The following is a 13499-nucleotide window of genomic DNA, read 5'->3' on the forward strand; positions in this document are numbered from 1 at the left end:
AAAACTGTTCAATGAAAAAAGGAGTACTACTTGTTAATCTTGGGTCGCCAGAGAGCCCAACACCTGAAGATGTTAAGCCTTATTTAAGTGAGTTTTTAATGGACGAACGCGTCATTGATGTACCACTTTGGGCGCGAACGCTTATTGTGAAAGGCATTATTTTAAACACACGACCTAAGGCATCTGCGGAAGCCTATAAAAAAATATGGTGGGACGAAGGCTCGCCGCTTATTGTGATTTCGGAGCGGCTTCAAAAAAAGATTCAGCAACAAACGGAACTACCTGTGGCCTTAGCCATGCGTTACGGAAGTATGACCATTAAAAAAGGGCTTCAAGAATTGGTCGATAAGGGTGTAGAGGACGTGTTTTTAATGCCACTTTACCCGCAATTTGCCATGGCTACCACTGAAACCATTTTAGTTTTGGCCGAGGAAATCCGTAAAGAGCATTTTCCAAATCTTAAAATATCCGACTTAAAAGCCTTTTACAATCGTGAAGATTATATAGATGTGCTTTCAAATTCCATTGCCAGACATTTGGAAAATAATCCCTACGAACATTTGCTCTTTTCGTATCACGGTGTTCCGGAACGTCATATCCGCAAGCGCGACATTACGAAATCGCATTGTAAAATCGATAAGAGCTGCTGCATCACGCCATCGCCAGCACACGAATTTTGCTACCGTCACCAATGTTTGGAAGTGACCCGTTTGGTAGCTGAAAAATTGAATTTGGCGCCGGGAACTTATTCCAGCTCTTTCCAATCGCGATTAGGATTTGATCCATGGTTACAACCACCAACGGACTTGACAATTGAACGTTTTGGGAAACAAGGTGTCAAAAAAATGGCGGTCGTTACTCCAGCGTTTGTGAGCGATTGTCTGGAAACTTTGGAAGAAATTGCTATGGAAGGCGAAGAAATTTTTCACGAAATGGGCGGTAAGGATTTTACCACCGTACCGTGTTTAAATGACGACGCCGAATTTGTAGCATTACTGTCCAATTGGATCAATGATTGGGCAATTTCTGAAACCGTCACCGCATAATGGCTAATGATTCTTCACAGGATTTGGGTACTAAACCCATAAGCAAGCTTATTATTAAGCAAGCGTTGCCGGCGTCTATCGGGATTTTAGTGATGTCACTAAATATTTTGGTCGATACCATATTTGTGGGGAATTGGATTGGTGCCACGGCCATTGCCGCAATTAATGTGGTATTGCCCGTGTCATTTTTTATTGCTGCCTTAGGGATGTCCATTGGTATTGGTGGTTCCTCCATAATTTCGAGAGCGCTTGGAGGGAATAATTATCAAAAAGCCCTCAAAACCTTTGGCAATCAGATTACCTTAACCTTGGTGTTAACCATGACCTTGGTAACAGTCGGTTTGCTTTTTTCTAATGCCATTATCGATTCTTTTGGGGGTCGAGGTGCCATTTTTGAACCGGCTAAAACCTATTATGAAATTGTGCTTTACGGCGTACCTGTTTTGGCACTTTGCATGATGGCCAACACGGTGATTCGCGCGGAAGGCAAACCGAAATTCGCCATGTATGCCATGATGATTCCGTCGGTCAGTAACCTGATCATGGATTATATTTTTATTTATGTATTAGATTACGGAATGGCGGGCGCTGCTTGGGCCACCACATTATCTTATGTGTTTTGTTTAGCATTTATCATTTGGTTTTATGCCTCCAATAAATCAGAACTAAAAATTAATTTTTCTCATTTGGGATTGAATTTCCCAATCGTTAAGGAAATTTCATCGCTTGGTTTTGTCACGCTTGCCCGACAAGCCGTCGTGAGTATCACCTATTTATTTATGAACAATATTTTGTTCGATTTGGGCGGCGAAACTTCCGTAACATCTTACGCCATTGCGGGCCGGATGTTAATGTTTGCCATGTTTCCTGTTTTAGGGGTTACCCAAGGCTTCTTGCCAATTGCAGGATTTAATTACGGTGCAGAAAATTACCATCGGGTTAGGGAAACGCTAAACATTGCCATTAAATACGCCGCTATTTTAGCCTCTATCGTATTTATTGTCTTGATGATTTTTCCGGAACAAATTACCCGAATGTTTACTACGGATGCTGAGGTGCTCCGTCAGGCGCCCAACGATATGCGATGGGTGTTTGTCGCAACTCCTATTATTGCCTGGCAATTAATTGGAGCGGCTTATTTTCAAGCCATTGGGAAAGCAATGCCAGCATTATTGCTAACCTTATTACGGCAAGGGTTTTTCTTTATTCCCCTCATTTTAATTTTACCAAAATTTTTCGGCGAATTAGGGGTGTGGATTTCCTTTCCAATTTCCGATATTTTGGCCACTATTGTGACCGCTTATTTTTTGAATCGTGAGGTTAAGAAAAATTTAATTCCCAAAGATGTTTAATTAATTTTACGCCATGGAATATTACAACTACATCAAAGCCTTACATCTTATTTTTGTCATCACTTGGTTTGCGGGGTTGTTTTACATTCCCAGATTATTTGTCTATCAAATTGAAGCCTCTCAAAAACCCTCACCTGCTAAGGAAATTTTAGGCGAACAGCTGAAATTGATGGCGAAACGGCTATGGAATATCATTACCTGGCCTTCTGCTATTCTCGCCACATTTTTTGCAATTTGGTTGATTGTATTGATGCCGGCGTGGTTACACCAAGGGTGGATGCACGTGAAATTGGCATTCGTTGTCTTACTGAGTATTTACCATCTAAAAACCCATCAATATTTCAAACAACTGCAACGTGGCCAAGTCACGAAAACCTCCAATTTTATGCGACTCTGGAACGAAGGCGCGACCTTTATTCTATTTTCCGTCGTATTTCTGGTGATTCTAAAAAATTCCATCAATTGGATTTTTGGGGTAATTGGCATCATTGTTTTAGGCGTGCTGTTGATGCTCGGCTTTAAAATCTACAAAAATATACGGGCAAAAAATCCAGACGCTTAACTGCAGTGTTCTTTACAGTAGTCTCATGGAATTTAAGAATCTAATGTTGGACATTTTCAAAAGTGGCCATTTGGTGTGATTATTGCTATATTTATCCCGCTACAATTTTCTAAATGAAACTCAGACGACTTTCCTTACGCGTACGTATCTTTTTTGCTATGATTTTATTGGTGCTAATTGCGTCAGTGCTTATTGCCGCTGTTACCATATATCAATACAATGAAGAAGCACAAGATTACCATAGAGATCGTTTAGAGCGGAAGGAAGACAATATTAAGCGACATATCGATTTTGTCATAAGAGAAACCACTTGGGAGGTGAAAACTGAAAATATCCGGTTGATTTTTATGCATGAGATTTATAAAATTGCGGATATCCATCAATTACAAGTTAATTTACTCGATTTGGAAGGCGGATTAATTAAATCATCTAAGTCGAGCATTGAAGGCGACACCATCGCAAAATGCTTAAATGCAGATATTTTAAATAATCTTTCCAACACGGCAGAACATCGGTATGTTGAAAAAACCACACTCAACAATCAAACCTTCCAATCGTCCTACACCTATATTACAGACAAAAAATTTAAACCTATTGCCATCTTAAATTTGCCCTATTTAGAAAATGATGAATTTTTAAATAAAGAATTGCGCGAATTTTTAGAGCGCTTAGGCTATGCGTATTTGGTGATGCTCGTTTTAGCAATTGTATTGGCCTATTTTCTTTCAAAATACATTACAAAATCGCTAAAAACAATTAGTGATAAAATCAAGGAAACCCGACTGGGTAAACAGAATAAACGCATTGAGATTGAATCATCAAGCGAGGAAATTGCTACGTTAGTAAATTCCTATAACAGCATGATTGATGAATTGCAAGCAAGTGCCGTAAAATTGGCAACTTCAGAACGGGAAGCGGCTTGGCGTGAGATGGCAAAACAGGTAGCCCACGAAATTAAAAATCCCTTGACGCCAATGCGCTTGAGTGTGCAAAGTTTTCAGCGCAAGTTTAATCCTGAAGATCCAGATATTCATCATAAAGTTGAGGAGTATAGCCAAACCCTTATTCAGCAAATTGATACCATGAGTTCCATTGCTTCAGCATTTTCAAATTTTGCCAAAATGCCCGCTCAGCAAAATGAAACCCTTAATGTGGTGCATATTGTGAAATTGGCTTTAGATATTTTTAGCGAAGATTATATTGTCTTTATTGCCGATGAAAAAGAAATCATTGCCCAATGGGATCGGACGCAATTAATCCGCGTGGTGACCAATTTAGTTAAGAATGCGACCCAGGCCGTTGCTGAAGATAAAGATCCAAAAGTTGTGGTAAGCGTCATGTCTGAAGATCAATTGGTGAAAATTTCTGTTGCTGACAACGGCCGTGGAATATCTGAAGAAAATATTCCGAGAATCTTTGAGCCTAAATTCACCACCAAATCTAGCGGGATGGGCCTTGGTTTGGCGATGGTAAAAAATATCGTAGAGACCTACAAAGGCACCATCACCTTTACCTCTCAAAAAGGGAAGGGCACCACTTTTACCGTAACATTCCCAAAACAATAAGTTGGCTGTAAACGCAGGTATCTTATGAAATTATTCTTAATTTTCAATTTCTGTATCTTTAAATGTTTCCCTGCACTCCATTTGAGGAGCTGGCGAGTGTAAATTTGCAGGATTTAGATCTAAACTTTAAAAAATAACATAATGTCATACGAAAACATATTATCCAAAACTAAAGATGGTATCACTACCATAACCATTAACCGTCCCAATAAGCTAAATGCTTTAAACAAAGCCACCATTAATGAGCTTAACCAAGCGTTTAAAGTTGCTAATAAAGACAAGAAAACCAAAGTCATAATCGTTACTGGTAGTGGCGAAAAAGCTTTTGTTGCAGGTGCTGATATTAGTGAATTTGCCGATTTTGATGTAGAAAACGGTGGCAAGCTTGCCGCCAAAGGACAGGAGTTACTGTTTGATTTTGTTGAGAATTTATCCACGCCGGTAATTGCCGCAGTTAATGGTTTCGCATTAGGTGGTGGACTTGAATTAGCGATGGCATGTCATTTTAGAGTGGCCAGCGATAATGCTAAGATGGGTCTACCAGAAACTTCATTGGGCGTGATTCCAGGATATGGTGGAACCCAGCGTTTACCGCAATTGGTAGGCAAAGGTCGTGCTATGGAAATGGTGATGACTGCAGGAATGATTGACGCCGAAACTGCCAAAGCTTATGGCTTAGTGAATCATGTGACCACTCAGGAGGAGCTGATGCCTTTATGTGAGAAGATTGCAGGCAAGATCATGCGTAATTCTACAGTGGCCATAAAAGGCGCTATAAAGGCGATTAACGCCAATTATAAAGATGGGGTTGATGGATACAAAGTAGAAATCAAGCAATTTGGTAAGTGCTTTGGAACCGAAGATTTTACGGAAGGCACAACCGCATTTTTAGAAAAGCGTAAGGCTGAGTTTCCAGGGAAATAGAACGCAGAAGACGCTGATTGCGGTGATTTTCACTGATTGTATAGGACAAAATAACCCTTTGTTGTTTAATTTTCAATCTTTATTGAATCATCTATCAACTGTCTTGTCGATTAAGATGGGCAATTGTTCTAGTTTGTTACAAGTCTTAAAGAACACGGATAACCTTGATTGGGTTGATTTTCAAAGATCAATTGATACATATAAAAAAATGCGAACTAAATTAATAGTTCGCATTTTTCCTTTTAGTCTTAATTCTCACTTCTAAAAGCGAAGCGGTCTTAATACTATTTATAATTTTCCACCAACAATCGTCAATTCATCAACAATGTGTTTTGCGTTGGAATATTTGTCAATCAACCAAAGTACATAACGGATATCAACATTAATAGTACGTTGTAGGTCGCTATCAAAAATAACATCACCAGCCATTGCTTCAATGTTACCGTCAAAAGCCAATCCGATCAATTCGCCTTTTCCGTTAATGACAGGAGATCCTGAATTACCACCAGTAATATCATTGTCTGATAAGAAGTTTACTGAAAGTTCGCCTTTCTCATTCGCATAACGGCCGTAATCTTTCTTCTCATAAATGTCTAGCATCTCTTGAGGTAAATCAAACTCATCGTCATTTGGAACGTATTTAGCAACCATCCCTTTTAAAGTGGTGTAGTTGTTCACGGCTGCATCATTTCTGTCATCAGCAGGTAATGCTCTCACTTTCCCGTAGCTTAAACGTAAGGTTGAGTTGGCATCAGGATATTGAATGTTGCTCAACTTCGACTCGCGCAATCCAGCCACCATCTTTCTGAAAGCCGCTTGATAATTATTTTCAGGTTGTACCAAGTGTTCTGGTTGCTCTCTGTATTTAGTCAATAACTGACCAGATAATTTGTATAACACATCATTTTCTAATTTAGAAACATCAGGATTTGCCAAGAAAGCTTGTACATTTTGTTTAGAAGAAAAGATGCTGGTATCAAAAGCAGAATCTACAAATGCTGTAAAATCATTAGTGTTCTTATCAGCTATTTCCTTAACCATTTCTGGAAGCGGATAATTGGTTTTCGATGCGTATAGATTTAACTGTTTTGCCAAAATTTCCTTTTCTAATGGCATATGAAAATCTTTAAAAGATGCATCGATCATCGGCTGTAATTTAGGCATCATATTTTCGCGAGCAGCTTCATTAGATTCAGCATACTGTTTTAAAGCACTACCTAGTCTTGAAGGCAAAGCAGCAAATTTACTCGCACGTAAAATTCCTGTTAAGTAATTGTCGTGTTGTGCCTTTTCATTGGTCAATTTATAATAAGCATTAATATCAGAAATTACATTTCCATATTGTGCTTTATTCTCTTTTTTATTGGCCCACTTGTTAAAAGCATCTTCAACCTTAGTTTTGGTGGCAACAGTTTTATGATCTGTTAAAGCATCAATCATCCCGCCACGATTTTTCCAATAGTTGGCGATACTTGCGTAAGAAGACGCATACATTAAGTTGATGGCTTCATCACTATCCATGTATTTCTTCATCACATCCATGCTCAATTTTGAACCTTCAACCCAAGCAGGATAAGCATACTTTACGTTTTGTTCAACGCCTTGTGCTGGCATCCAACGATTAGTTCTTCCTGGGTAACCCAAGATCATTGCAAAATCGTTTTCTTTAACGCCATCAAGACTTACAGGAAGATGGTATTTAGATTTTAACGGCACGTTTGCAGTGGAGTATTCTGCAGGATTTCCATCTTGGTCCGCATACACTCTGAATAATGCAAAGTCGCCAGTATGTCTTGGCCATTCCCAGTTATCGGTATCGCCACCGTATTTTCCTACACTTTCTGGAGGTGTACCTACCAAACGGACATCTTTATAATCTTCATAAACGAAGTAGTAGAATTCATTGCCTTGATAAAATGAACGTACAGAAACGGTATATTTTCCACCTTCATTATTTTCTTGCTCAATTTTGGCAATTTCTCTGTTGATGGCAGCTTCGCGATCTTTTTCAGACATGCCAGCATTAACTTGTGATAGGATGCGTTTAGATACATCATCCATTCGTACAAAGAATCTTACGAATAAGCTTTCTGGTTTTAATTCGGCATCTAAAGATTTAGCCCAATAGCCATCTTTCAGGTGATTTCTGTCTGCCGATGATAATTCAGCAATAGCATTGTAACCACAATGGTGATTGGTTAACACCAAGCCACTATCAGACACAATACTGGCAGTACAACCACCATTAAATTGAACAATAGCATCTTTTAAACTACGGTTATTAACGCTGTAAATTTCTTCAGCAGTCAATTGAAGTCCCATTTTCTGCATGTCTCTGTGGTTAAGACGCTCAATATGCATCAAAAACCACATGCCTTCATCTGCTTTAATCGCCGATGAAAACGTCATCATAAAAATGGTGAGGGAGAGCAATAATTTTTTCATGTTATAAGAATATTTGTGAGGGCTAAAATTATTGAATTTTTGGGGGTTTATGACGACTTTCAACTGTTAAAACACTGTTATTTTTTAAACATCTGTCACGTTATAAATATTTGATACTAAGTAGTTGATTCTAGTTTCTACATTTTGTAGCCATCATAGCGATGTGTTTGGCAGTAACTTTGTGGTCTTATCTCATTAATAGTAATCCCCATAAATCCCTAAAAATGGACTCAAACCCAACTATTAAAGGTCGTGGTGCACAAATTAACCTACGCAATAAATTCTTTGAATTGAGTCATGAAATGCGTGATGATTTTTTAGAATATTGCGCTAAAGAAGGGGAGGAGGCCGATAAGAATAAAACGCTTTATTTGGAAGTGTTCCCAAAGACCATTGTCAATAAAGTGGACAGTCCTGATGTGGGAATGGGTTATTCTATGAATATGTATCAAGGGTGTGAGCACGGATGTATTTATTGCTATGCCCGCAATACTCATGAGTTTTGGGGTTATAGTGCGGGACTCGATTTTGAACGCCGCATTTTAGTAAAAAAAGATGCGCCCCTTCTGTTGGAAAAATTCATCACAAGGAAAAGCTGGCATGCATATCCTATTGTGATGTCTGGGAATACGGACTGTTACCAACCGGCTGAACAAAAATTTAAATTGACCTGTCAATGTTTGGAAGTGTTTCTAAAATACAAGCATCCGGTAGGCATCATTACAAAAAATTCTCTGATTTTGCGAGATCTGGATTTGCTAAAAGCACTGGCCAAAGACAATTTAATTGCGGTGAATCTGTCCATTACTTCGTTGTCCGAAGAAACCAGGCTGGTGTTGGAGCCAAGAACGGCAACCATCAAAAAACGTTTGGAAACTGTAAAAATCTTGTCTGAAAACGGTATTCCTGTAAATGTGATGATGGCACCTATCATTCCGTCCATTAATAGTCACGAAGTCTTACCCTTAGCCAAAAAAGTGTCAGAAATGGGTGCTTCGAGTATGGGCCACACCATTGTGCGACTAAACGGGGCCATAGGCGAAATCTTTTCAGATTGGATCAAAAAAACGATGCCGGATCGGGCGGATAAGGTTTTGCATCAGATTGCAAGTTGCCACGGTGGAAATTTAAGCGATTCACGCTACGGAACACGTATGCGTGGCGAGGGAGAGATTGCCAAACAAATCAACGACATGGTGACATTGGCTAAGCTTAAATATTTTAAGGGCAAAGCTATGCCTACTTTAAATACGGCACTACACGAGCAGTATAAGGATGGGCAATTGAAGTTGTTTTAATTATTTCATTCCTTGCCATTCCGCATAAAACTGCTCGAGGAATTGTTCCATGAAGACATGGCGTTCAATAGCAACTTTTCGGCCTGTTTCGGTATTCATTTTATCTTTTAGAAGTAATAATTTTTCGTAGAAGTGATTGATGGTAGGAGCGTTTGATGCTTTATATGCTTCTTTGGTCATTGCTAAATTTGGCGGAATCTCGGGATCGTATAAGGCTCGATTTTTAAAGCCCCCATAATTGAAAGTTCGAGCAATCCCGATAGCTCCAAGAGCATCCAATCGATCGGCATCCTGAATGACGTCAAGCTCCTGGGAAGTAAAATTTTGGGGCTCATTTCCACCTTTAAAAGAGATGTTTTCTATGATGTTCACCACATGCTCAATGACGTTTGAATCTACATTAATCTTCATTAGGAACTCGCGTGCTACATTTGGACCAACCGTTTCATCGCCATTATGGAATTTACTGTCGGCAATGTCGTGGAGCAATGCCCCGAGTTGAACCACAAATACATCAACGTGTTCTGTTTTGGCTATAAGCAAGGCATTATTTAGCACCCTTTGGATGTGGAACCAATCGTGTCCGCCTTCGGCGTTTTTCAGTTGGGATTTGACGAAGGAGATGGTTTGTTCAATTTGATTATGTTTATTTTCCATGTGAAAGAGTAGAACGCTGATGACGCGGATTTTTATGATGGTCGCAGATTGCTTTAAATTACTTCTGGTAAATGATTAAGAGTCGTTAATTTAGCAGTAATCCGATCGTTAATTCTTAAGGATTTAGATAATTAGATAATGAAATTCGTATGAATGGCAAAGTAGTTATTCTACTCTAATTTTTTACTTATTAGAAAAAGTTCATAAACGATTGTGGATCGTGAATGTGCGTTATAGAGAACTAAAAAATCAGTTAAAACCAGCTAAATCCGCGTCATCTGCGTTCTACAATACATTTAAAATTTATTCGAAAATATTATCCGTTTTATTTGAGGCGTTTTTCCAAAATTCAGCAGTAGTCCAACTTCAATTTCTGTGGTTTTGAGTTAGTTTATAAGTTGAAATTCATGTGCTTCGCAAAGTGACTCAGCTGCTTTAATATGTATAATCGGCAGTTTCTGAATGCTTTTAACTATTTAAATTAACAATTATGAGAATTAAAAATCAGCTAAATCCGCGTCATCTGCGTTCTACAATACATTTAAAATTTATTCGAAAATATTATCCGTTTTATTTGAGGCGTTTTTCCAAAATTCAGCAGTAGTCCAACTTCAATTTCTGTGGTTTTGAGTTAGTTTATAAGTTGAAATTCATGTGCTTCGCAAAGTGACTCAGCTGCTTTAATATGTATAATCGGCAGTTTCTGAATGCTTTTAACTATTTAAATTAACAATTATGAGAATTAAAAATCAGCTAAATCCGCGTCATCTGCGTTCTACAATAGGTCTAAAATTTATTCGAAAATATTTTCCGTTTTATTTGAGGAGTCTTCTCAAAATTCAGCAGCAGTCCAACTTCAATTTCTGTGGCTTTGAGAAAGTTTATAAGTTGAAATTCGTGCGCCTCACACAAAGATTCCGCAGCTTTAATTTCAATAATAACGGTTTCCGATACAATTAGATCAGCATTATATTCCCCAACTATTTGATCCTTATAATGAACATTGATTTGTTTTTGTCGTTCTACAAAAACACCCAAACTTTTCAATTCAATGAACATCGCTTTTTCATAGACTTTCTCCAAAACCCATAACCTAATTGATTATATACATTGTAGAAACATTTCAAAATAAGATCCGTAGTTTCTGAATGTTTAGAGTTGTCCATCAAGTAAATGTAATAAGGAACAAAAAAATCAGTGCAAATCTGCTAAATCAGTGTGATCAGAGTTCAACAATTTAACATAAAACCGTAGATTTTGAATGTTTTTAACTGTTTATCTATTATCAATTATAGAGAATTTAAAATCAGCTAAATCCGCGTTTAACAGTTTAACATAAGTTCCATAAAATAGGCAACAAAAAATCAGTGAAAATCAGTGAAAATCAGCTAAAATCTGCCAAATCAGCATTCCATCCTACTTCAGTCGCGCAGGTTCCACCCATTTAAACTGATACGAATTTTCCGGTATCTTCATTCGGTCAGCTAAGCGTTTCATACGGTCTGGAAGTTTCATCAAATAATCTCTAGCTTTCTCAGCATCATCAGATAAATTTTGGACATTGCCAATTTCCCATCGCTTGATTAACTTTTCCAAAATGTCCACATAATCGGCTGAGGTGTACACTCCAATACGCTGCGCAGTATTTGAAAACTCTTCAAAAGCAGTTCCAATCTGATCGCCAGATTCTCTTAGGAAATGTGCCGGCATGGTGATTTTTTGCTTCATCATAGTTTGAAATGCAATCATCATCTGACTCGGATCTACTGCAAATATGCGCTCTACAAATTCTGCGTAAGCGTGGTGGTGACGCATTTCATCACCAGCAATAATGTTACACATTTTAAAGAGCGATTTATTCCCTTTTTCTTTGGCAATTTTCGCTACGCGATTATGGGACACATAAGTCGCCAATTCTTGAAAACTGGTGTATATAAAGTTTTTATACGGATCTCTATCCGTACCAATATCAAAACCATCAGCAATGAGATGCTGGGTGGTTTTTTCAATTTCTTTCATGTTCACGCGGCCTGATAAATAAAGGTATTTATTCAGCACATCGCCGTGTCTGTTTTCTTCAGCCGTCCAATGGCGTACCCATTTTCCCCAAGAATTACGACCTACCTGATCTACACCTTCAACATCCATTAACCACGATTCGTAAGTTGGTAACGCTTCTTCAGTAATCATATCGCCCACTAAAACCACCCAAAAGTCATAAGGGAGTTCTTTAGAGAGTTCACGTATTTCTCGTACCTCTTCAAAAAAGTTATCACCTTCTGAATTCGGCAAAAAATCTGTGGGTTGCCAAATTTGTTCGGCGGGGATTAAATATTTTTGAATGAGTGATTCGACGTCTTTTTCCAGATGCTGCATCACTTCCAATCGTACATTCTTTTGAGACATAATGTTGTAATTTAGAGATGAATATTTGAAGAAATCGTCTGTTCAACAGTCCTGATCAATTCTTCCTTATCTACAAAGGTAGCAATTTTGAGAGGTTGATGTACCGTGAATTTCAAATGATTTCCGATACCCATAGGAAATTTACCATAGCGCAACATCTTCCACGAATTGTTAATGCTGATAGGTACAATAAGGGCTGACGGTGCTTTTCTCATCATAACTTCCAAGCCTTTTGTTTGAAAAGGTTTAGGAACGCCAGTTTTACTTCGGGTGCCTTCAGGGAAAATTACTGCGGCATGTTTGGTGTTTTCAATGTACTCTCCAAATTTCATAATGGCAGGTAAAGCTTGCCTCGGATTTTTCCGATCAATAAGTACAGAGCCGCCATGACGCAAATTGTAAGAAACACTCGGAATGCCTTTTCCCAATTCTTTTTTTGCGATAAACTTCGGGTGGTGTTTACGCATGTGCCACATGATTGGCGAAATATCGTACATGCTTTGATGGTTGGCCACAATAATAAGGGGCTGGTCCGTTGGGATGTCGTGAGGATTGGTAAAAGTGAATCGCGTACCTAATACATTAAGACAGCGAATCAAAAAAAACTGCAGCCAATCGACACTAATCTTATGTGCTTTATATCCAAAGACATTGAAACAGATCCATTGGATAGGATGGAACACTATTAAAGTGATTCCAAAACAGATGAGATACAAAACTGTTAGTGGGTAAGCCAATATTTTTCGCATCCTACAAAATTAATAAAAAGTCAGGCTACAAACCTACTAATAAATGGCAATGCACCTATTGTTTTTACATTCTAATTGTTGCGGAGGGCTGACAAAGGAGCAGTCCGAAATTAAGCCACATTCTGTATTCATTAATTTTTCCTGTTGATTATAAGTAGCGACTAAATTAGAGAGTTTGAGCGTGTCAATAGATGTGGAGTACACCAAGTATCCCCAAGGGCCCCCGCACGGTTTACTTCCTAATGCTATGGATCGGCATTCAAATGCTGCGTTGCAAACGGAAGTATCTGCTAAATTTTGAATGGTCGTTTTCATCTCATTTAAATTGTCACGCATTTCTTCACAGGTCATAGCGTCTTGGTTATCGCATGTGTTAGCACTTAACACTATAAAGAGCGAACTTAAAAGAAATGTGAGGATTGTTTTCATGGGAAATTATTTTAAGATAGATGTTAAATTTTCAATTGGTTGCGTATAAAACCAAAAAAACCACAG

The 13499-nt window shown here is 38.4% G+C and carries 12 protein-coding genes; 6 read left to right on the forward strand and 6 right to left on the reverse strand.

What is annotated here, in order from left to right; translation table 11 throughout:
- The first annotated feature begins 11 nt into the window (after window positions 1-11).
- The 5 genes from hemH to ES711_RS08425 all read left to right on the forward strand — a co-directional run bounded on the left by hemH (window position 12) and on the right by ES711_RS08425 (window position 5449).
- A complete protein-coding gene (gene hemH, locus ES711_RS08405) occupies window positions 12-1046 on the forward strand; it encodes a ferrochelatase (RefSeq protein ID WP_146892550.1) in 1035 nt (344 codons plus the stop codon).
- Window positions 1046-2398: an MATE family efflux transporter gene (locus ES711_RS08410; protein ID WP_146892552.1), complete on the forward strand. Its 1353-nt coding sequence runs from the start codon at window positions 1046-1048 to the stop codon at window positions 2396-2398. Before hemH ends, ES711_RS08410 begins: the two co-directional genes overlap by 1 nt.
- A 13-nt stretch (window positions 2399-2411) precedes the next feature.
- Complete coding sequence (locus ES711_RS08415) at window positions 2412-2960, forward strand: CopD family protein (protein WP_146892554.1); 549 nt, start codon at window positions 2412-2414, stop codon at window positions 2958-2960.
- 113 nt (window positions 2961-3073) lie between these two features.
- Window positions 3074-4525, forward strand: coding sequence for a sensor histidine kinase (locus tag ES711_RS08420; protein ID WP_146892556.1), 1452 nt, complete (start codon window positions 3074-3076; stop codon window positions 4523-4525).
- Between the two features lie 141 nt (window positions 4526-4666).
- Window positions 4667-5449: an enoyl-CoA hydratase/isomerase family protein gene (locus tag ES711_RS08425; protein ID WP_146892558.1), complete on the forward strand. Its 783-nt coding sequence runs from the start codon at window positions 4667-4669 to the stop codon at window positions 5447-5449.
- 288 nt (window positions 5450-5737) lie between these two features.
- Here ES711_RS08425 and ES711_RS08430 read toward each other — a convergent pair whose 3' ends face one another.
- Complete coding sequence (locus tag ES711_RS08430) at window positions 5738-7894, reverse strand: S46 family peptidase (RefSeq protein WP_146892560.1); 2157 nt, start codon at window positions 7892-7894, stop codon at window positions 5738-5740.
- 224 nt (window positions 7895-8118) lie between these two features.
- Between ES711_RS08430 and ES711_RS08435 the strand changes: the two genes are divergently transcribed.
- The gene (locus ES711_RS08435; protein ID WP_146892562.1) at window positions 8119-9192 is read left to right on the forward strand and encodes a PA0069 family radical SAM protein; all 1074 of its coding nucleotides are present in this window, start codon (window positions 8119-8121) and stop codon (window positions 9190-9192) included.
- On the opposite strand, the gene ES711_RS08440 is transcribed toward ES711_RS08435, so the two are convergent.
- From ES711_RS08440 to ES711_RS08470, 5 genes are all read right to left on the reverse strand, one after another.
- Window positions 9193-9849 carry an HD domain-containing protein gene (locus tag ES711_RS08440; RefSeq protein WP_146892564.1) on the reverse strand — a complete coding sequence of 219 codons (657 nt, stop codon included), beginning with the start codon at window positions 9847-9849 and terminating at the stop codon, window positions 9193-9195.
- 786 nt (window positions 9850-10635) lie between these two features.
- Entirely contained in the window at window positions 10636-10932 is a 297-nt protein-coding gene (locus tag ES711_RS08455; protein ID WP_246139151.1) for a GxxExxY protein, read from the reverse strand.
- Between the two features lie 333 nt (window positions 10933-11265).
- Entirely contained in the window at window positions 11266-12255 is a 990-nt protein-coding gene (locus ES711_RS08460) for an acyl-ACP desaturase (protein WP_146892566.1), read from the reverse strand.
- An 11-nt stretch (window positions 12256-12266) separates the two neighbouring features.
- Window positions 12267-13004 carry a lysophospholipid acyltransferase family protein gene (locus tag ES711_RS08465; RefSeq protein ID WP_146892567.1) on the reverse strand — a complete coding sequence of 246 codons (738 nt, stop codon included), beginning with the start codon at window positions 13002-13004 and terminating at the stop codon, window positions 12267-12269.
- Between the two features lie 36 nt (window positions 13005-13040).
- Window positions 13041-13433 carry a hypothetical protein gene (locus ES711_RS08470; protein WP_146892569.1) on the reverse strand — a complete coding sequence of 131 codons (393 nt, stop codon included), beginning with the start codon at window positions 13431-13433 and terminating at the stop codon, window positions 13041-13043.
- Window positions 13434-13499 lie beyond the last annotated feature (66 nt).

The sequence above is a fragment of the Gelidibacter salicanalis genome (assembly GCF_007997285.1).
Classification (GTDB): domain Bacteria; phylum Bacteroidota; class Bacteroidia; order Flavobacteriales; family Flavobacteriaceae; genus Gelidibacter; species Gelidibacter salicanalis.